The sequence below is a fragment of the Stenotrophomonas nitritireducens genome (assembly GCF_001700965.1).
Taxonomy (GTDB): Bacteria; Pseudomonadota; Gammaproteobacteria; order Xanthomonadales; family Xanthomonadaceae; genus Stenotrophomonas; species Stenotrophomonas nitritireducens_A.
This window is the reverse complement of sequence record NZ_CP016756.1, coordinates 2,039,775-2,059,877: the sequence shown is the minus strand read 5'-3', so window position 1 is coordinate 2,059,877 and position 20,103 is coordinate 2,039,775. Positions and strand designations below refer to the sequence as shown.

Below are 20,103 nucleotides of genomic sequence, written 5' to 3'. Positions count from 1 at the left end.
TCCGTTGCAGCAGTGGTTGGGGTCAGGCCTGGGCGGCGCGCGAACGTTCGTCGCGCACCAGCGTGGCGGCCAGCAGGGCCAGCACGATCAGCCCGCAGATCAGGCTGAAGGCGATGTGGTAGCTTTTGGTGAGGTCGAAGATCTTGGCCGTCACCCAGATGCCCAGGCCGGCGGTGGTCGCATCCAGCAGGGTGATGGTGCCGAGGATCTTGCCGGCCGAGCTCAGCCCGAAGGCATTGACCGCCAGCAGCTGGATCATCGTGTACAGGCCGCCCCAGCCCAGCCCGAACAGGGCCAGCGAATACCAGATCAGGTCGGCGCGCAGGGTCGCCAGGATCACCGCACCAGCGGCCATGATCGCCAGGTTGACCAGGAATACGCGCTTGGGCGGCAGCACGTCGGCGAGGAAGCCGAACACGAACTTGCCCACCATCGCCAGGCCGAACATCAGGCCCAGGCCATTGCCGGCGGTGGCCGGTTCAAAGCCCAGGTCGCGCATGTGCAGGAACAGGTTGGAGGCCACCGCCATGATCGAGAAGAAGGTGGTCATCGCCACGAACGCCAGCACCCAGAAAGTGCGCGTGCGCATCGCCTGCTGGTAGCTCAGGTCCGGCAGCGAGGACGCAGCCGGCTTGCCTGCTGCCGCCTTGGCGGCCAGCGTGTCGGCACCCCAGGGCTGGATGCCGCCCGCGCGCGGGCTGCGCACGAACAGGAAGGCGATGATCAGGAAGGCCAGCGGAATGGCGGTTTCCCACAGCAGCGCGGCGCGCCAGTCCATGGTCTGCATCAGATGTACGCCGAGCTTGGGGAACACCATGCCGCCCAGGCTGGTGCCGACCAGCGCAATACCAATGGCGGTGCCACGGTGGGTGGCAAACCATTGCGAGACGAAGATCACCGCCACATTCAGGCCGGCCGCGACCAGCACCGCGGCAAAGCCGACGTGTATCCAGTACAGGTGGGCCAGCGAATGGATATGCGCATAGGCCGCATACAGCGCCGCGAGCAGGGCGATGCCACCCAGGATCAGCTTGCGCGGGCCGACCTTGTCGATCAGCGCGCCCAGGAACGGCGCCATCCAGCCGGCCAGTACCAGGGTGATCAGGTCGCGCAGCTTGAGCTCGCTGCGGGTCCAGCCGAAATCCTTGAGCAGGGATTCGTCAAAGGCGGTCAGGCCGGTCACGGTCAGGCCGTTGGAGACCAGCAGCACCAACATCCCCATCACCGCCATCAACCACGGGTAATAACGCTTCATCTTCATCAAGCACCTCAAGAGTGGGTTACGGCAGGTAGATACGCCTGTGGGGGGATTTCCGCCGCCGGCGTTGACCGGGGGCGAAGGGCATGCCTACACTTTGTCCGGACAAAGTGTGCCACAGTCTTTTACCTGGGAGGAAGCCATGCAAACCGTCATCGTCCTGTTCAACCTCAAGCCCGGCGTCAGCGCCGAGGAATACGAGGCCTGGGCCCGTGCCAGCGACCTGCCGGTGGTCAATGCGCTGCCGTCGGTGGAGAAGTTCGAGGTACTCAAGGCCAGCGGTCTGTTGATTGGTGAGGGCAGCTCGCCGTACGCGTACATCGAGCTGATACGTATCCCGGACATGGCCGCCTTCGGCGCCGACATGGCCGATGCGGCGGTGCAAGCCGGTGCGGCGCAGTTCCGGCAATACGCTGACAATCCGTTGTTCATCCTCACCAGCGCGCTGTAAGCGCACAAGGAACATTGGTCATGGCTCGTTTCCCCGAATTGCAGGGCAAGGTCGCACTCATCACCGGCGCTGGTCGCCGCGCCGGGCTGGGCGAGGGCATTGCCCGCCGCCTGCTGCAGGAAGGCTGCAAGGTGGTGCTGACCGACATCGGCCAGGTGCGTGGCGCCGAGATGCCGGTCACTGCCGTGGGCACCGACGAGGAAATGGCCCAGGTTGCCGCCGAGCTGGCCGCCAGCACCGGGGGCGAATGCGTGGCCATGGCGCTGGACGTACTGGAAGAGGCGCAGGTGGAAGCGGTGGTCAAGGCCACGGTGGAACGCTTTGGCAGCCTCGACATCCTGGTCAACAACGCCGGCATTGGTTACCTGATGAAGTCGCTGGTCGACATCGATGCGAAGGAATGGGACGCGGTGTTGGGCGTGAACCTGCGCGGCGCCTTCCTGACCATCAAGCACGCCGGCCGGCAGATGATTGCCCAGGGCGGCGGCCGCATCGTCAACATCGCCTCGCAGGCCGCCAAGTCGGCGTTCCCGCATGCGGCGGCCTATTGCTCGTCCAAGCACGGCCTGGTCGGCCTGACCCGCGTTGCCGCGCTGGAACTGGCGGCCCATGGCATCAACGTCAATGCAGTCTGCCCGAACCACGTCACCACCGGCCTGGGCGCCTGGCAGAACGAATACTTTGCCGAGAAGCAGGGCAAGACCGTCGAGCAGTACCTGGCCGACATGCGCGCGCGCATTCCCGCCGGTCGCCCGGGCCTGCCCTCGGATACGGCGGCAGCGACGGCCTTCCTGTGCTCGGACGACGCGGTTTACATCACCGGTGAGGCGATCAATGTTTCCGGTGGTGAGGAAAACCACTGAAGGCCGCGCCGGCTCACCACCGGCTCGTACCCGCCTGCGCACAACGCTCGGCATGAGAACCAAGCAGCACAGCAGTCCCCACCACGCACCCCCATAAACGTAACGAGATTGCCATGTCCAAACCCGTCTACCAGTGGCCCAACAACGCACGCCTGGCCTTGTCGGTGGTCGTCAATGTCGAAGAGCTGTCCGAGTACAACGTCGGCCAGGGTGACAAGATCACCGAACCGGTGGACGAGCTGCATGTGACCCTGTCCAAGCCGGTGCGCAACTACGGCAACGAATCCAACTACCGTTACGGCGTCAACGAAGGCCATGCGCGCGTCGCCGCGCTGCTGGACAAGTACAACGTGACCAGCACGTATACCGCCGCCGCGGTATCGCTGGAGCGCGCGCCGGAAATCGCCGATTACCTGCGTGGCAGCCGCCATGAGGTCTGCTCGCATGGCCACCGCTGGATCCACCAGTTCCGCTTCAACGAAGACCAGGAACGCCAGTTCATCCGCGATGCCGCCGACAGCATCGAGAAGACCAGCGGCGTGCGCCCGGTCGGTTGGCTGTCGCGTTACCTGCACACCGCCTCCACCCGTCGCCTGCTGCAGGAAGAAGGTTTCCTGTACCACATGGACGACTACTCGGCCGATGCGCCGTTCTGGGGCGATGTCGACGGCAGCGACAAGCCCATGATCGTGGTGCCGTACCAGCTGGACACCAATGACATGAAGATGTGGGTGGCCCCGTCCTACCTGCCCAAGGACTGGCTGGACTATGCCATCGACAGCTTCGACACGCTGTACGCCGAAGGCGAGCACAGCCCCAAGGTGATGTCGCTGGGCCTGCACCTGCGCATCATCGGCCGCCCGGGCCGCATCGGCGCGTTCGAGAAATTCCTGCAGTACGTCGCGCAGAAGCCGGGCACCTGGTACGCAACGCGCCGCCAGATCGCCGAACACTTCGCCTCCCAGGTCGGTGCGCCGTGAGCACTGCGATCAACAACCCGCGCCGCTGCCTGCTGTTCGTGCCGGGCTCGCGCCCGGAGCGTTACGCCAAGGCCGTGGCCACCGGTGCCGATCAGGTCTGTATTGATCTGGAAGACGCGGTTGCCCCGGGCGACAAGGAAAGCGCGCGTGCCTCGCTGTTCGCCTTTCTCGCCGAACTGCCGCAGACCCGCAGCGAGATCGGCCTGCGCATCAATCCGCTGTCCACCGAACTGGGCCAGGCTGATCTGAAGGCGTTGGCTGCTTCGGGCCTGAAGCCGGCCTTCGTCATGCTGCCCAAGGTCGAAACCGTGGCCGAATTGCAGCAGGCCGACGCGGCGCTGGCGGCAATCGACACCGCCTTCATCGCGCAGATCGAAACGCCGAAGGGCTTGCTGGACGCACGCGCGCTGGCCACCGCCATTCCGCGCCTGCAGGCGCTGATGTTTGGTGGCTTCGACTACATCGTCGCATTGCGCGGCCGCGCCAGCTGGGAGAGCTTCTTCCATCCGCGCGTGCAGCTGGCAACGATTGCCGCCGAAGCCGGCGTCGCCTGCATGGACGTACCCTACCTGGACATCAAGGACGAAGCCGGCCTGGTCAGCGAAACCGACCGCGTCATCGATCTGGGTTTCACCGCCAAGGCCGCCATCCATCCGGCACAGGTCGACGCCATCCAGGCCCGTTACCTGCCCACCGCCGCCGAGTTTGACCGCGCCCAACGCGTGGTCGCGGCATTGGCCGCCAGCGGCGGCGAAGCCATCCAGCTGGACGGCAAGCTGGTGGACCGCCCCATCGAAATCGCCGCCGAACGCGCCATCGCACTGGGTGCGCTTGGCGTGCGCGCCGGCTGACCTCACCGCTCCATTGAACGCCTGATTCACGCCCCTCTTTGACCAAGCTGCGCCCAGCGCCAGCCCAACCCGCTCCAAAAGGACATTGTCATGGTTCAGAACGTCAAGCAGATCTCCGAAAACCGCTTCCGCGAAACCTTTGGCCGTTACTACGAAGAGTTCAATGTCGGCGACATCTACGAGCACCGCCCCGGCCGCTCCATCACCGAAACCGACAACACCTGGTTCACCCTGCTGACGATGAACACCCATCCGATGCACTTCGACAAGGAATACGCCAAGGCCTCGGAATTCGGCAAGGTTATCGTCTGCTCGCCGTTCACCGTGGCGCTGATGGTCGGCATGAGCGTCACCGATGTCAGCCAGAAGGCGGTGGCCAACCTGGGTTGGAGCGACATCAAGATGACCCACCCGCTGTTTGTCGGCGACACCCTGGTGGCCGAGTCCAAGGTGCTGGACAAGCGCGAGTCCAAGTCGCGCCCGGGCGCCGGCATCGTCACCGTGCAGACCGAGGGTTTCAACCAGGACGGCAAGCTGATCTGCAGCTTCAGCCGCACCATGCTGATCGCCAAGCAGGGTCACTCGGTGGAAGACAAGGTCAACTACTGAGGGCACGATGATGAGCACGGAACAGGAACAGCTGTGGGGCCCTGACGAAGAGCAGGCGTTGCTGGATTCGATCGACCATTGGGTCGAGAAATCCGTTGCACCGATCGCCCAGGAATACGACCTCGAAGACAAGTACCCGCATCACCTGGTCGAGGAGATGAAGGATCTGGGACTGTTCGGTGCCACCATCTCGCCCGAGTACGGTGGCCTTGGCCTGCCGGCCCGCATCTACGCCAAGATCGTGATCAAGGTGTCGGCGGTATGGATGGCGCCGACCGGCATCTTCAACTCGCACCTGATCATGGCCGCGGCCATCGAGCGTTGCGGCACCGAAGAGCAGAAGCGCAAGTACCTGCCGCGCATGGCCACCGGCGAGCTGCGTGGCTCGCTGGGCCTGACCGAGCCCAATGCCGGTACCGACCTGCAGGCGATCCGCAGTGTTGCCAAGCGTGAGGGTGAGCATTACGTCATCAATGGCGCCAAGACCTGGATCACCAATTCCATGTATGGCGACATGGTGCTGTTGCTGGTCAAGACCGACCCGGAGGCGCAGCCGCGCCACAAGGGCATGAGCATGTTCATCGCCGAGAAGGGCGAGGGCTTCATCGTCGCCAAGAAGATGAAGAAGTCCGGCTACCGCGCCATCGACACCTGCGAGCTGGTTTTCCAGGAATACAAGGTGCCGGCCGACTGCCTGCTCGGTGGTGTGGAAGGGCAGGGTTTCCAGCATGCCGTTGGTGGCCTGGAACTGGGCCGCATCAACGTGGCTGCACGCGGCTGCGGTATTGCCGAAGGCGCGCTGCGTTTGTCAGTGCGTTATGCGCAGGAGCGCATGACCTTCGGCAAACCGATCGCCGAGCACCAGGCCATCCAGCTGAAGCTGGGCGAGATGGCGTCCAAGGTGGAGGCATCCAAGCTGCTGATCGAGAGCGCCGCCAATGCCTACGACAAGGGCCTGCGCTGCGACATGGAAGCGGGCATGGCCAAGTACTTCGCCACAGAGACCGGCGCGTACTGCGCGCAGGAAGGCATGCGCATCTTTGGTGGATACAGCTACTCGGTGGAATACGACATCGAGCGGTTCTACCGCGACGCCATGCTGATGTGCATTGGCGAAGGCACCAACGAAATGCAGCGCATCATCATTGCCAAGCAACTGGTGGCAAGAAACAAGATCTAAAAGCCCAAGCAGACCAGAGCCCTAGTAGCCCCTCTCCCGCTTGCGGGAGAGGGGTTGGGGTGAGGGCAAGCTCTACAAGCAATGCCGGAAACCCAGTAGCCCCTCTCCCGCCTGCGGGAGAGGGGTTGGGGTGAGGGCAGGCTCTACAAGCGAAGCCAAAAGCTCCCCTCATCCGCCCTTTGGGCACCTTCTCCCGCAGGCGGGAGAAGGGACGGAGCAAAGCAACAGCCAGAAGCCAAAGCCAAAAGCCAAAGCCAAAGCCAAAGCAACAGCAACAGCAAGAGCCAAAGCAACAGCAAGAGCCAAAGCAACAGCAACAGCAACAGCAAGAGCCAAAAGCCAAAAGCCAAAAGCCAAAAGCCAAAAGCCAAAAGCCAAAAGCCAAAAGCCAAAAGCAAAGCACCAGCGCTAGCAGCAGATCCAACCCTCATCCGCCCCTACGGGGCACCTTCTCCCGAAGGGAGAAGGAAAGCAGCATCTCTTTCGCCGCGGTCCTCAACCAGCCGCGGTGCTTTTTACAAACCAGAGGCCACACATGAAAGACCTTCCCCTGCAGGGACTACGCATCCTTGCCGTCGAACAGTACGGTGCCGGCCCCTATGGTTCGATGCACCTGGCCGACCTCGGCGCCGAAGTCATCAAGATCGAATCCCCGCCGGGCGGCGATATCTCGCGCGCCACCGGTCCGTATTTCCTGGGCGAAGGCGACAGCCTGTTCTTCCAGACCTTCAATCTCAACAAGCGCTCCCTGCGCCTGGACCTGAAGGCCGTCGAAGGCCGCGAAGTGTTCGAGAAGCTCGTTGCCAGCGCCGACGCGGTGCTCAACAACCTGCGTGGCGACCAGCCCGGCAAGCTCGGTCTGGATTACGCCACGCTGTCCAAGCTCAACCCGAAGATCGTCTGTGCCCATCTGTCCGCCTATGGCCGCGACAACGAGCGCGCGGCGTGGCCGGGCTATGACTATCTGATGCAGGCCGAGGCTGGCTTCATGGCGTTGACCGGTGAGCCGGACGCGCCGCCGGCACGCTTCGGCCTGTCGATGGTCGATTTCATGACCGGCACCACCCTGTCGATGGGCCTGCTGGCCGCCATCATCGGTGCCATGCGCACCGGCCAGGGCCGCGATGTCGATGTCAGCCTGTTCGATGTGGCCCTGCATCAGCTCAGCTACCCGGCCACCTGGTACCTCAACGAAGGCCACCGCACCGAGCGGCTGTCGCGCAGCGCGCATCCGTCCACCGTGCCGTGCCAGGTCTACCGCACCGCCGATGGCTGGGTGATGGTGATGTGCATGCTCGAGAAGTTCTGGCAGACCTTTGTCGAAGGCATCGGCAATCCGGACTGGGCCGCCGAGCCGCGCTTCGCCAATTTCGCCGAGCGCCGCAAGGTGCGTGAGGAACTGACTGTGCTGGTTGATGCCATCCTCGGCACCCAGCCAACCGCACACTGGACGACGCTGTTCGCCGGCCGCATCCCGATCGCGCCGGTACTGGATATCGCCCAGGCGTTGGACAACCCTTATGTGCGCGATGTCGACATGCTGCAGGACGTGGCGCATGCAAGCGGCAGCCAGCGCCTGCTGCGCAATCCGATCAAGCTCGATGGCCAGCGCCTGAGCGGCAACGCCTGCCCGCCGCTCAATGCCGATGCCGACGCCCTGCTACGCGAACTCGGTTACAACGATGCAGACCGCGCGCGCCTGCTTGGCGCGTGAGGCAACGGAGTTGATGATGAAGCTTGAAGGTGTACGTGTACTGGATCTTTCGCTGTTCCTGCCTGGTCCGCACCTGACCATGGTGATGGCCGACCACGGCGCGGAGGTGATCAAGATCGAACCGCCCAGTGGTGAGCCGGTGCGCGAGGTCGGCCTGAAGCAGGCCGGGGTCAGCACCTGGTTCCGCAACACCCATCGCGGCAAACGCTGCATCGTGCTCGATCTGAAGAGCGAGGCCGGCAAGTTGGCGTTCGCCAAGCTGGTGGAATGGGCCGACGTGGTGGTGGAAGCCTTCCGCCCCGGTGTGGCCAAGCGGCTGGGCATTGATTACGCCAGCTGCAAGGCGATCAACCCCAGGCTGGTGTACTGCGCGATCAGTGCTTTCGGCCAGACCGGCCCCAAGGTCAACCGCCCCGCGCACGATCTGGCCATGCAGGCCGATACCGGCGTGGTCAGCCTCAACCGTGCGCCGGATGGCACGCCGGCCATGCCGCATATGCCGGTGGCCGATATGGCCGGCTCGCTGATGGCGCTCAACGGCATCCTGATGGCCTTGTTCCGCCGCGAGCGGACAGGTGAGGGTGATTACATCGACCTGTCGATGCAGGACGCGCTGATGGCCTGGCTGCCGAACGTGCTGGGGCCGCCGTTCGCGCTTGGCCGTGACCCGGTGATCAAGGAAGAACGCAGCTGGGGTGGCAATGCGCTGTACAAACTGTACCGCTGCTCCGACGACCGCTGGATCGCACTGGGCGGCGCCGAGCACAAGTTCGCCGAGAACCTGCTCAATGCGCTGGGCCGTGCCGATCTGATCCATCTATGCCATCTGCCGCCTGGCCCCGGTCAGGATCCGGTAAAGGAATTCCTGTCGGAGACCTTCTCACGCCGCACGCTGGTGGAGTGGACCTTGTTCCTGCACGACATCGACGTGTGCTGGGCGCCGGTCAAGACACTTACCGAGGCCTTCAACGATCCGCATACGCGTGCGCGGGAGATGGTCTGGACCGATGCGCAGGGTGGTACCCACCTGGGCATTCCGATCAAGTTCGCCAACGAGCCGGGACGCATCAATCCGCAGCTCGACGGCATCGGCCAATCCACCGCAGCTGTAATGGCCGAGCTGGGCCTCTAACAAACTGCGGGACCGGCTCCCTCCCTTTGCCAACGGCAAGGGGAGGGCTGGGGAGGGGTGCTTGTGCTTCAAGCACCACCCCAAAAAACCAGACTCAGGCGTCGCTGCCGATATCGCTGGTTTCGTCAGTCACGCTGGCCGCATGGCGACGGCGCTGCGCGATCTGCCGCGACTTGGCTTCAATGGCTTCGTTGTCACGCTTGTTGCGGCGGTACAGCGCATAGCCGAGCAGGCCCAGGCCCACGGCCGCCACGGCCACGGTAGCGGTGGGGTTGCGCTTGGCTGCGCGGGTAACCGCACGGCCGCCGGTTTTCATAGCGCCAATCGCCGCGCCGGTCTTCAGCCATTCGGCAGCGCTGGAGCCGCCGTGCTTGATGCCGCCGCCGGCGTTGTTGACCAGTTCCAGGGCGCGTTCCAGTGCCGGTCCGGTGATATCGCTGAACTTGCTCATGTGGGGGACTCCTTGTGGTTACAGGTCAGGCCCTAAGTTTTACCAGAGGGGCGTGTAGGGGATGTTAGCCGGGAAGCGCAAAATGCGGTTTGCAGGGGGCGAAGCTGAAGCAATGGCAACGCGGAGCTGCACGGCCGGCAAGGCTCGCAGCCAGCGTCAGGATCACCGCCAAAGGTTAGATCGGAGTCAACGGCCGGATCAAAGCCAACGGCAACCCCTCCCCAACCCTCCCCTGCGCGTAGCGCAAGGGAGGGGGCCAGTGCGGCTGCGCTGCACGCTGACAGATCGCCAGGAACCGCCCCCTCCCTTTGCCATAGGCAAGGGGAGGGTTGGGGAGGGGTGCTTTTGCTTTTGCTCTTGCCTTTGCTCTCGCTTCTGCCTTTGCCGCAACCCCAGCCAAACCCCAATCAAGTCCCGCGCGGCTTCGCCCTATGCGTCGCCGTAGCGCTCCACGGATCATCCGGCCACGGATGCCTGGGGTAACGCCCCTTCATTTCCTTCCTGACTTCGGCATAGGTGTTCTGCCAGAAGTTGCGCAGGTCGCCGGTCACCTGCAGCGGCTTTCCGCCGGGTGACAGCAGGTGCAGCAGCAAGGGCACGCGGCCATCGGCAATACGCGGTGTATCGGCCAGGCCGAACAGTTCCTGCAGCTTCACCGCCAGCACCGGTGGGCGCGGGCTGATGCCGTCATCGTCGAGTGCGTAGTCGATGCGCCGTTCCATGCCCGAGGGCACGCTGACGCGCAGCGGTGCGTGCTTGTCCACCAGCTGCCGCCTGCCCCAATCAAGACCGGATTTCAGCGCTTCCCCCAGTTCGTCTTCGACCAAGGCATCCAGCCGCGTCTTGCCGTTGAAGGCCGGCAGCAACCAATCATCCAGCGTGGCGAGCAAGTCCGCGTCAGAGAGGTTGGGCAGTTCCAGTTCCGGCATCCATTGGCGCAGCCCCATCACCCGCCAGCGCCATTGCTGCAGGTTCTCGGTCCACGGCAAGGCGTCCAGCCCCAGCTCACGCACCGCATCGGTCAATGCACGTGCGGCCCGCGCAGGGTCCACCTGGCCGGCGGAACGGCTGTCCAGCACGATGCGCTCAAAGCTGCTTTCGCGGCGTGCTTCCAGCGCCCGTTTGCTGCTGTTCCAGCGCACCACGTCCTGGGTCTTGAAACGCTCGGGGAAGTCTTGGCGCAGGCGCTGCTCGTCTACCGGTGCCGCACGCAGGATCAGTGCATCACGCGGATCGTGGCGCAGTTCGCTGATCACCAGCCACGGTTCGCCGCGCAGGTCGCTGTTGTCGAACTGGCGCGCGCTGCGGCCGTTGGCCAGTTGATAGCGCTGTGGATCGGTCGGGTGTTGGGTGGCGATACGGTCGGGGAAGGCATGGGCGAGCAGATCGCCGAGCGCGTGTGCTTCGCTATCGGCCGGGGGCAGCGCCTCGCAGCGCAGGCGCCGCCGCCATTGTTTGGCGGCCGCGTCGATCGCGGCCAGCCCGCCGCGGTTGGCATCGTGCGGTGCGCGGCCACTGCGGAACGCAGCCAAGGCGCGCCAGCGGGCCGCCAGCGCATCGCCGCCCTGACGCAGTGGATCGCGGGCTTCCAGCAGCGCGGCCAGGTCGGCGGCCAAGGCTTGTTCGTGCGGGTTCTGCGCGGACAGCAGCATCGCCGCCATCCGTGGGTGGGTGCCCATCGCCAGCATGCGCTTGCCCAGCGCGGTGATGCTGTTGTCTTCGTTCAAGGCGCCGAGGCCACGCAGCAGTTCGCGCGCGGCGGACAGCGCGCCTGCCGGTGGCGGATCGACGAAGCGCAGCTGGTCGCTGCCCCAGGCGGCCAGCTCAAGCGCCAGCCCGGCCAGTTCCACCTGCGCCATTTCGGGGCGGCGCTGCGGTTCCAGTCGTTGCGATTGCGGCCACAGCCGCCACGCCCAGCCGGATGCCACACGGCCGGCACGGCCGGCGCGCTGGTCGGCCGAGGCCTGCGAGATGTTCACCGCATCCAGCCGCGAGAAACCGCTGTTGGGATCGTAACGCGGCTCGCGCGCCAGCCCGGCATCGATCACCACCCGCACGCCGGGCAGGGTGACCGAGGATTCGGCGACATTGGTGGCCAACACCACGCGGCGACGGCCGTCGGGATCGGGCTGCAGCACACGGGTTTGTTGTTCGATTGGCAGTTCGCCGTGCAGGGGGAGGACGTCGTACCCTTCTCCCTGTGGGAGAAGGTGGCGCGTAGCGCCGGATGAGGGTGCGGGCGAAGCCTGCTGTAGTTGGCCGATGTGGGCTGCGCCACTTACCCTCTCCCCAACCCCTCCCCCAGAGGGGGAGGGGCTTAAAGCCGCCTGCACCCGCGCAATCTCGCGCTGCCCCGGCAGGAACACCAATACATCGCCGGGATGCTCGGCCACCGCCTGTTCCACCGCGCGGCGTGTCTGTGCTTCCAGGGTTTCGTCGCGTCGCGCCGGGAAATGGCTCACGTCCACCGGGTAGCTGCGGCCTTCGCTGGAAAGGCGCGGCGCGTCCAGAAACTGTGCCAGCCGCTCGCCATCCAGGGTGGCCGACATCACCACGATGCGCAGGTCCTCGCGCAGCTGTGCCTGCACGTCCAGCGCCAGCGCCAGGCCCAGGTCGGCTGACAGATGGCGTTCGTGGAATTCATCGAACAGCAGCGCGCCCACGCCTTCCAGCAGCGGGTCATCCTGCAGCATCCGGGTCAGGATGCCTTCGGTCACCACTTCAACGCGGGTACGCGCGGAAACCGTGTTCTCGAAACGGATGCGGTAACCAACGGTTTCGCCAACCGGTTCGCCCAGCTGCCGGGCCATGAAGGTGGCGGCGCTGCGCGCGGCCACGCGGCGTGGTTCCAGCATGAGGATTTTGCCGCCCTGCAGCCACGGTGCGTCCAGCAGTGCCAGCGGCACCTGGGTGGTCTTGCCGGCGCCGGTCGGTGCTTCCAGTACCAGCCGCGAATGCGCGGCCAGCTGTTGCAGGATGTCAGGGAGCAGCGGGGTGATGGGGAATGCAGTTGCCATCGGCGCATTGTAGAAGCCGCACGCGCCAAGCGCCCGGTAGCCGCGTAGCCCGGGTAAGCCCGTAGCCCGGGTAAGCCCGTAGCCCGGGTAAGCGCAGCGCACCCGGGGCTTTTCGCGCGGTCCCTGCGATTCAGCAAACTGCCCCGGGTGCGCTGCGCTTACCCGGGCTACCGGGCTTCGTTCATGGTTCGGGGGCTGGGTTGGAACCAAACCTCTACAATCACGTTTTCTGTCTGCCTATTTCCAGCTCAATGCAACTGATCGACATCGGCGCCAACCTCACCCACGAATCCTTTGATCGCGACCTGGACGCGGTGCTGGAGCGCGCCAAGGCCGCCGGCGTGGTGCAGATGGTGATCACCGGCGCCAGCCGCGAGCATTCGCCGATGGCGCTGGCAATGGCGCAGCGCCATCCCGGTTTCCTGTACGCCACCGCCGGCGTGCATCCGCATCACGCCAGTGAATACACCGACGAATGCGATGCCGAAATGCGCGCGCTGCAGGCACACCCGGAGGTGGTGGCGGTGGGCGAGTGTGGGCTGGACTACAACCGCGATTTCTCGCCGCGTCCGGCCCAGCGCAAGGCCTTCGAGCAGCAGTTGCAGATTGCCGTGGACCTGGCAGTTGATGGCGTGGGCAAGCCCTTGTTCCTGCACCAGCGCGATGCCCACGATGACTTCCTGGCGATGATGAAGAACTTCGACGGCAAGCTCGGCCCGGCGGTGGTGCATTGCTTCACCGCCGAGCGTCGCGAGTTGTTCGATTACCTGGACCGCGATTGGTACATCGGCATCACCGGCTGGCTGTGCGACGAACGCCGTGGTGCGCACCTGCGCGAGCTGGTCAAACACATCCCCGCCGAGCGGCTGATGATCGAGACCGACGCGCCCTACCTGCTGCCGCGCACGATGCGGCCGCTGCCCAAGGACCGCCGCAACGAGCCGGCGTTCCTGTCGCATATCGTCGAAGAACTTGCACGCGACCGCGGCGAGGATGTGGCTGTTACCGCGGCCAATGCGACCGCGGCGACCCGTGCCTTCTTCCGCCTGCCGCCGGTCTGAGCGCAGGCGCCGGCTTCAAACCGCGCGCTGGGCCTCGTAGGCCTGCAGGTGGCAATACGCCGCCTGCAGCAGCGGTGCGGCTTGCCCGGCGGCCAGCGCCCGGCCCAGCATGTCACCGACGATATGCGCGGCTTCCACGCGTTGACCGGCTTCCAGGTCACGCAGCATCGACGCCTTGATCGGTGAGCCGGGTTTGGTGATGGCACCCAGCGCGATCTCCTGTGCCTTCGCCGGAATCGGCTGGCCGGCCTGCGCGGCGACCGCCAGGCATTCCGCATACAAGGCTTGCATGAAAGCGCTGCCGTGGTCGCTGGCGACGATGGTGCCTACATCGGCGCGCATCAGGCAGGTGCCGGCGGCCAGTGCGGTCAGGAAGCTGTATTTGATCCATTGCTCCTGGGCGATGTCGGCCGAGGCGACGTGATCGATGCCGGCCTGTTCGCAGGCCTTGGCCAAGGCGGTCACGCGCGCGCTGTCAGCTACGCCATCACGTTCGCCGAAGGTCAGCTTGGCCGGCTTGTCCAGGTGCAGCACCGCGCCATCCTCGGCCTTGGTCGCGCTGATGAAGCACAGCCCGCCGAGCACGCGCTCGGGTCCGAAGCGTGCATCCAGCACCGCGTAGTGGCGCAGGCCATTGAGGATGGGCAGCACCGTGGTGGTGGCAGCTACCGCAGGCGCGATCGCGTCGATCGAACTGTCCAGGTCATAGGCCTTGCAGCTGAGGATGACCAGATCGAAGGGATTTTCCTTTGCCAGTTGCGGCAAGGTCTCGGCCGTGACGTGGGCGACCGGAAACGCGGCATCGCCGAGCGGGCTGCGAATCACCAGGCCATCGCGGTCCAGCTGCGCAGCGCGGTTGGGCCGCACCAGAAAAGTGACATCAATGCCGGCCTGGGCCAGCCGACCACCAAAGTAACCACCAGTACCACCAGCACCGAGAATCAGGATGCGCATCGCTTGGATATCCATCAACCAAAGGGGAGTGGAGCCATCATAGGTGCTCGGGGTGTTGTAGGAGCGGCGTGAGCCGCGAAGCTGATATTGCGTCCGGCCGCAGAGAACATCGCCCGCGATATGTTGGTTGCAGAGCCATCCTGGGCTGATGTTGCACGAGCTTCGCGGCTTACGCCGCTCCCACAAAGCCAAAATAAAAACAAAAAGAAGGCGCCTTTCGGCGCCTTCTTTCAGCTGCGCAGGCCTACGCCGCGTCGCAGCAGCCACAAGGCCAGGCTGGTGAGCGCGACTACGAAGCCCAGCATCAAGGCATACGACACCCACAACGGCACGTCGCTGCTGCCCAGCAGGCCGTAGCGGAACGCGTTGACCATGTAGAAGATCGGGTTGGCATGGGTCATCGCCTGTGCCCAACCCGGCAGCAAAGTCACCGAGTAGAACACGCCGCCCAGGTAGGTCAGCGGGGTCAGGATGAAGGTCGGCACGATCGCCACGTCGTCGAACTTCTTCGCATAGACGGCGTTGATGAAGCCGGCCAGCGAGAAGATCGTGGCGCCCAGCAGCACCGTGCTCAGCGTCACCAGCGGATGCGGGATGCGCACCGGGGTGAAGAACATGGCGATGATCAGCACGATCACGCCCACCATCAGGCCACGCAGTACCGCGCCGGCCACATAGCCGCCCAGGATCACCCAGTTCGGCATCGGGCTGACCAGCAGTTCTTCGATATGCCGGCCGAACTTGGCGCCGAAGAACGAGGAGCTGATGTTGCCGTAGCTGTTCTGGATCACGCTCATCATCACCAGGCCCGGCACGATGAACTGCATGTAGCTGTAGCCACCCATCTGCCCGATCTTGGAGCCGATCAGGCCGCCGAAGATCAGGAAGTACAGGGTCATGGTGATGGCTGGCGGTACCAGGGTCTGGCCCCAGATGCGCAGGATGCGGCTGACCTCGCGACGAACGATGGTGCCCAGCGCCACCCAGTTGCGGCTGCTGTCGGTCACGGGAACGGGGGTACTCATGCGGCGCTGTTCTCCAGGTTGCCGGTGAGGCGCACGAACAGCTCCTCCAGGCGGTTGCTCTTGGTACGCATCGAACGCACGCGGATGCCGGCGGCACCCAGGGCGTCGAATACACGGTTCAGGTCCATCGCGCGCGGCATGTCCATGTCCAGGGTGTGCGCGTCGGTGGCGATCAGGGTGGCGCCTTCGATATGCGGCAGCTGCGCGGGCAGCGCACCGTCGATGTCGAATATGAAGCCTTCCACGTCGAGCTTTGCCAGCAGGTCACGCATCGGCCCCTGCTCGACGATGCGGCCGTGGTTGATGATGGCCAGGTTGCGGCACAGCTGCTCGGCTTCTTCCAGGTAGTGCGTGGTGAGGATGATGGTGGTGCCGGCGGCGTTGATCTCCTGCAGCGTCTTCCACATGTCGCGGCGGATCTCGATGTCCACGCCTGCGGTGGGTTCATCGAGGATCAGCAGGCGCGGCCGGGTCATCATCGCGCGGGCGATCATCAGCCGGCGCTTCATGCCGCCGGACAGGGTACGGCTCATCATCTGCGCCTTGTTCCACAGGTGCGCGCGTTTGAGTTCCTCCTCGGCGCGGACCTCGGCCTCGGCACGCGGAATACCGTAGAACCCGGCGTAGTTGACCAGGATGTCGAAGGGCTTCTCAAACAGGTTGAAGTTGATCTCCTGCGGCACCAGCCCGATCAGGCGCATGGTCGCGCTGCGTTCGGTAACCAGGTCGCTGCCGAACACCTGTACCTGGCCTTCGCTCAGATTCACCAGTGAAGAAACGATGCCGATCAAGGTCGACTTGCCGGCACCGTTGGGGCCGAGCAGGGCGAAAAAGTCGCCCGGGGCGACTTCCAGCGACACGCCCTTCAGGGCCTGGACGCCGTTGTCATAGGTCTTGCGCAGGTCGGTGATGCGCAGCGCGGCTGCGCTGGGAGGGGTACGGGAGTCCAATCGTTGGCCTTCGCGCCGAGTACAGGCGTCGGATAAGTGCAGGCCGGTATTATAGAAGGCCCCGTGGTCCATGCCCGGTTACACACTGTTCCCCTCCTGTGCCAATCCAATTCCCCCTCAAGCTGGTCGGCCGCTACATGCTGGCGCCCAGCATCGGCCACTACCAGTTCGTCCGCGATGACGGTCAGCCGCTGGATTTCCTGCCCGGCCAGTTCATTCAGATTCACTTCGACTACGCCGACGGTACCCCGACCAAGCGCAGCTACTCCCTGGCCACCATCCATGACCGCGCCCTGGGCCCGGGCGAGGCGGTGGAAATCGCGGTGAGCTTCGTCCCGGGCGGTGCTGCCACGGCCTTGTTCGAAGGCATGGACCTGGGCGACCACGTCAGCGGCAGCGGTCCGTTCGGCCGGTTCTGCCTGCAGCCGGGCGACCACAATGCCCGCTATGTGCTGATCGCCACCGGCACCGGCGTCACCCCGTACCGCTCGATGTTGCCGCAGCTGCATGCGGCGATGGTCGAGCGTGGCGTGGAGGTGGTGCTGCTGCAGGGCGCGCGGTCGCCGGAAGAGCTGCTCTACAGCGACGATTTCTACGCGTTTGCCGCGGCCAACCCTGGTTTCCGCTACATGCCCTGCCTGTCGCGCGAGCTGCCGGAAAACCCGCACCCGGATGTCCGCAAGGGCTATGTGCAGCAGCAGCTGGCGGAGATCGCGCCGGACCCGGCCCGCGATATCGCCTACCTGTGCGGCAACCCGGACATGGTCGACACCTGCGTGGAAGCGCTGAAGGAAGCGGGGCTGACGATGCCGCAGATCCGCCGCGAGAAGTACGTCAGCAGCAAATGAGGCCTTGGCGGCTGTGCTGCAGTCGCCCCTGCTGCCGAGCCGGCCTGTCCGGCTCGCATCTGGTTTTGATCCGCATAAAGGCGCGACGCTTTCGTTCGCGCCTTTTTCGTTGTGGATGCGGTCTTGCAGGGCTGGGCTCGGGCAAGGGATAGCGTAATGGCGGTTTCCATCTGTAAAGGCTGCTTGACAGGCTGACCGGGCTGACCGCAGGATGTGTCAAGCGTGCTTTACAGGAGTTGGGCCATGCGTCATTGCAGCTGTCTTGTCTGTTCCACGACGACGGGTTCCGTCGCCCGCCAGTTTGTCGCGATCACCGTCGTCGTCGCCTGCGGCCAGCAGCTGCTGGCGCAAGGGGCAGGGCGATGAGCCGCAGCTATTGGACCGTCGGCATGCTGTTTGCGGCTGCCGCGTCCGCATTGCTCGCTTGCGCCCTGCTGCTATGGCAGCCGATGGGCGCGCAGCCGAAGTTTGCCGGCATTTTGTTTGGTATCGCCTTGGGTCTGGGCTTGGCCGCGCTGCTGCGCCGCGTGATGCCCGATGGCTGCGACGCCGCGCCGGCCAAGCTGCGCAAGCGCTATACCCGCGAGGTGATGCTGGCCATGGCCGGCTATATGGTGCTGTTGATCGCATCGAGCCTGCTGCTCAAGCGGGTGGACGAACCGCTGCTGCGTGCACTCGTCGCCTTGTTGCCGGTGCCGCCGGTCGTGCTGATGCTGCGGGCGATGGTCCGCTACATCCGCGATGTGGATGAACTGCAGCAACGCATCGAGCTGGAGGCGGTCAGCTTCGCCACCGGTTTCATATCGCTGGTCTACCTGACCGGTGGCTTCCTGCAGGTCGCCAAGGTGATCGACATTCCTGCCGGTGCGGCAATGATCTGGGTGTTTCCGCTGGTTTGCCTGGCCTACGGGCTGGCCAAGGCCGTGGTCGTGCGGCGCTACAACTGAGCGCCGGCCATGGATAACCGACTGCGCGAACTGCGCGAGGCCAAGGGCTGGTCACAGGGTGAGTTGGCCGAGAGGCTCGAAGTCTCGCGGCAGACCATCAATGCGCTGGAGACCGGCAAGTACGATCCCAGCCTGCCGTTGGCATTCCGCATCGCCCGCCTGTATGAAAGCCGCATCGAAGAAATTTTCTTTCCTGATGTCACATAGCTGCCGCGCCCGCGTCTGGATGCAGGTAGATCCGTTCTTTTCCTTCAACCGTGAGGGGCTGTTCCGATGATGTCCCGCAAGACCCAAACCATCCTCGCCTTGGCCGTGATCGCCGGTATCGTCGGCTACCGCCTGGTGCGGTCAACCGACACGCCCGCGCCTGCCGCAGCGCAGGCCGCTGCCGCAAGCGCTGTCACCGGCAAGCCGCAGACGCTGGGCAGCCTGCACTTCCAACCCTGCAGTCTGAGCACGGACGGCGGCGGCGACAGCCTGGAAGCGCAGTGCACCACGCTGGAAGTGCCCGAAGACCGGGCAAACCCGCAGGGCCGCAAGATCGCACTGAACATCGCCTGGCTTGCCCCGGAGAAAGAGAGCGACCTGCAGCCGGACCCGGTGTTCTTCCTCGCTGGTGGCCCGGGCCAGGCGGCGGTTGCCACCTATCCGCAGGTGGACCCGGCATTTGCCGAGGTGCGCAAGCACCGCAACGTGATCCTGGTGGACCAGCGCGGCACCGGCAAATCCAATCTGCTGGCCTGCGACACGCCGGATGATGCCGACTTCAGCACCGCGGCGATGCAGGCCGCGGCACAGAACTGCGCCACCCAGTTGTCGCAGAAGGCCGATCTGCGCTTCTACACCACCACCGACGCGGTGGCAGATCTGGAGGCGGTGCGCCAGGCCATTGGCGCGCCGCAGATCAACCTGGTCGGGGTCAGCTACGGCACCCGCGTTGCGCAGCAGTATGCGATGCGCCACCCGCAGGCCACGCGCAGTATCGTGCTCGACTCGGTGGTGCCAAACAGCCTGCAGCTGGGCAACATCTTCGCGCGCAATCTGGATGACGCACTGGCGCTGCAGTTCGCCCAATGCACCAAGACCGCCTCGTGCAAGGACAAGCTGGGTGATCCACGCGCCGAGCTGGACGCGCTGCTGGCCAAGCTGCGTGCGCAGCCGGTGACGGTGCAGTACCGCGATGCCGGCACCGGCGAGCAGCAGCAGGGCGAACTGCGTGCGGAAACCGTGGCCGGGCTGGTGCGCATGTACGCCTATATGCCGGCTGCCGGCGCATTGCTGCCCAAGCTGATCCATGAAGCCAATGGCGGGCGCTACGACAACCTGATGGCGTTGACGCAGATGCTGCAGGGCGAGATGAAGGACGCCATGGCGATGGGCATGCAGTTGTCGGTGGTGTGCAGCGAGGACAACGAAAGCATGGTGGCCAACAGCGCCGATGCGGACACCGTGCTCGGCAACCAGATGGCCGAAAGCATGAGCGCGATGTGTGCCAGCTGGCCGAAGGGCACCGCACCGGCCGACTTCCACACGCCGCTGTCGGGCAAGGTGCCGGCGCTGGTGCTGGAAGGCGAGTTCGATCCGGTCACCCCGCCACGCTATGGCGAGGAGGTGGTCAAGCACCTGGCCAACGCGCGCCTGTTCGTGCTGCGTGGCCAGGGCCACAACGTGATCGGTGCCGGCTGCATGCCCAAGCTGTTTGCGCAGTTCATTGAAAAGACCGACCCGAAGGCGCTCGACGGTGCCTGCCTGGAAAAACTCAACTACGTGCCGCCGTTCACCAGCTTCAATGGCTGGGAACCGTGACATCAC

At 64.9% G+C, this 20,103-nt stretch carries 19 protein-coding genes; 13 read left to right on the top strand and 6 right to left on the bottom strand.

The features are described 5' to 3' along the window. Positions 1-22 precede the first annotated feature (22 nt). Entirely contained in the window at positions 23-1,261 is a 1,239-nt protein-coding gene (locus BCV67_RS08740) for an MFS transporter (RefSeq protein WP_062171134.1), read from the bottom strand. A 139-nt stretch (positions 1,262-1,400) separates the two neighbouring features. On the opposite strand from BCV67_RS08740, the gene BCV67_RS08735 reads away from it, so the two are divergent. From BCV67_RS08735 to BCV67_RS08695, 8 genes are all read left to right on the top strand, one after another. Beyond that, positions 1,401-1,709 carry an REDY-like protein HapK gene (locus BCV67_RS08735; protein ID WP_062171136.1) on the top strand — a complete coding sequence of 103 codons (309 nt, stop codon included), beginning with the start codon at positions 1,401-1,403 and terminating at the stop codon, positions 1,707-1,709. Positions 1,710-1,729: 20 nt separating this feature from the next. Next, positions 1,730-2,572: an SDR family NAD(P)-dependent oxidoreductase gene (locus tag BCV67_RS08730; RefSeq protein WP_062171138.1), complete on the top strand. Its 843-nt coding sequence runs from the start codon at positions 1,730-1,732 to the stop codon at positions 2,570-2,572. Between the two features lie 113 nt (positions 2,573-2,685). Next, complete coding sequence (locus tag BCV67_RS08725) at positions 2,686-3,552, top strand: polysaccharide deacetylase family protein (protein ID WP_062171140.1); 867 nt, start codon at positions 2,686-2,688, stop codon at positions 3,550-3,552. Then, positions 3,549-4,403, top strand: coding sequence for an HpcH/HpaI aldolase/citrate lyase family protein (locus BCV67_RS08720; RefSeq protein WP_062171141.1), 855 nt, complete (start codon positions 3,549-3,551; stop codon positions 4,401-4,403). The genes BCV67_RS08725 and BCV67_RS08720 overlap by 4 nt, the downstream gene beginning before the upstream one ends. Positions 4,404-4,493: 90 nt before the next feature. After that, positions 4,494-5,012 (top strand): MaoC family dehydratase, encoded by a 519-nt coding sequence (locus BCV67_RS08715; RefSeq protein ID WP_062171143.1) that lies wholly within the window; start codon positions 4,494-4,496, stop codon positions 5,010-5,012. Positions 5,013-5,019: 7 nt separating this feature from the next. Next, on the top strand, positions 5,020-6,192 hold the full coding sequence (locus tag BCV67_RS08710; protein WP_062171145.1) for an acyl-CoA dehydrogenase family protein: 1,173 nt from the start codon (positions 5,020-5,022) through the stop codon (positions 6,190-6,192). A gap of 535 nt (positions 6,193-6,727) precedes the next feature. Then, the gene (locus BCV67_RS08700; protein ID WP_062171148.1) at positions 6,728-7,906 is read left to right on the top strand and encodes a CaiB/BaiF CoA transferase family protein; all 1,179 of its coding nucleotides are present in this window, start codon (positions 6,728-6,730) and stop codon (positions 7,904-7,906) included. Positions 7,907-7,922: 16 nt separating this feature from the next. Beyond that, entirely contained in the window at positions 7,923-9,038 is a 1,116-nt protein-coding gene (locus tag BCV67_RS08695; protein ID WP_065868212.1) for a CaiB/BaiF CoA transferase family protein, read from the top strand. Positions 9,039-9,132: 94 nt separating this feature from the next. Here BCV67_RS08695 and BCV67_RS08690 read toward each other — a convergent pair whose 3' ends face one another. Further along, positions 9,133-9,489 carry a hypothetical protein gene (locus BCV67_RS08690; RefSeq protein WP_062171150.1) on the bottom strand — a complete coding sequence of 119 codons (357 nt, stop codon included), beginning with the start codon at positions 9,487-9,489 and terminating at the stop codon, positions 9,133-9,135. A gap of 407 nt (positions 9,490-9,896) precedes the next feature. Further along, complete coding sequence (hrpB, locus tag BCV67_RS08685; RefSeq protein WP_065868091.1) at positions 9,897-12,506, bottom strand: ATP-dependent helicase HrpB; 2,610 nt, start codon at positions 12,504-12,506, stop codon at positions 9,897-9,899. A 251-nt stretch (positions 12,507-12,757) separates the two neighbouring features. Between hrpB and BCV67_RS08680 the strand changes: the two genes are divergently transcribed. Next, positions 12,758-13,567, top strand: a complete 810-nt coding sequence (locus BCV67_RS08680) for a TatD family hydrolase (RefSeq protein ID WP_062171154.1) — start codon at positions 12,758-12,760, stop codon at positions 13,565-13,567. A 15-nt stretch (positions 13,568-13,582) separates the two neighbouring features. On the opposite strand, the gene panE is transcribed toward BCV67_RS08680, so the two are convergent. The 3 genes from panE to BCV67_RS08665 all read right to left on the bottom strand — a co-directional run bounded on the left by panE (position 13,583) and on the right by BCV67_RS08665 (position 16,496). Next, on the bottom strand, positions 13,583-14,521 hold the full coding sequence (gene panE, locus BCV67_RS08675; protein WP_062172029.1) for a 2-dehydropantoate 2-reductase: 939 nt from the start codon (positions 14,519-14,521) through the stop codon (positions 13,583-13,585). A 230-nt stretch (positions 14,522-14,751) separates the two neighbouring features. Further along, complete coding sequence (locus tag BCV67_RS08670; RefSeq protein ID WP_062171155.1) at positions 14,752-15,546, bottom strand: ABC transporter permease; 795 nt, start codon at positions 15,544-15,546, stop codon at positions 14,752-14,754. Further along, on the bottom strand, positions 15,543-16,496 hold the full coding sequence (locus BCV67_RS08665; protein ID WP_062171157.1) for an ABC transporter ATP-binding protein: 954 nt from the start codon (positions 16,494-16,496) through the stop codon (positions 15,543-15,545). Before BCV67_RS08665 ends, BCV67_RS08670 begins: the two co-directional genes overlap by 4 nt. A gap of 98 nt (positions 16,497-16,594) precedes the next feature. Here BCV67_RS08665 and BCV67_RS08660 point away from each other — a divergent pair, with 98 nt between their 5' ends. The 4 genes from BCV67_RS08660 (at position 16,595) to BCV67_RS08645 (ending at position 20,097) form a co-directional block, all read left to right on the top strand. Beyond that, positions 16,595-17,344: a ferredoxin--NADP reductase gene (locus BCV67_RS08660; RefSeq protein WP_062171159.1), complete on the top strand. Its 750-nt coding sequence runs from the start codon at positions 16,595-16,597 to the stop codon at positions 17,342-17,344. Positions 17,345-17,706: 362 nt separating this feature from the next. After that, positions 17,707-18,291 carry a hypothetical protein gene (locus tag BCV67_RS08655; protein WP_065868089.1) on the top strand — a complete coding sequence of 195 codons (585 nt, stop codon included), beginning with the start codon at positions 17,707-17,709 and terminating at the stop codon, positions 18,289-18,291. 9 nt (positions 18,292-18,300) lie between these two features. Beyond that, positions 18,301-18,498, top strand: a complete 198-nt coding sequence (locus BCV67_RS08650; RefSeq protein WP_062171161.1) for a helix-turn-helix transcriptional regulator — start codon at positions 18,301-18,303, stop codon at positions 18,496-18,498. 69 nt (positions 18,499-18,567) lie between these two features. Then, positions 18,568-20,097 carry an alpha/beta hydrolase gene (locus tag BCV67_RS08645; RefSeq protein WP_231732415.1) on the top strand — a complete coding sequence of 510 codons (1,530 nt, stop codon included), beginning with the start codon at positions 18,568-18,570 and terminating at the stop codon, positions 20,095-20,097. Positions 20,098-20,103: the final 6 nt, after the last annotated feature.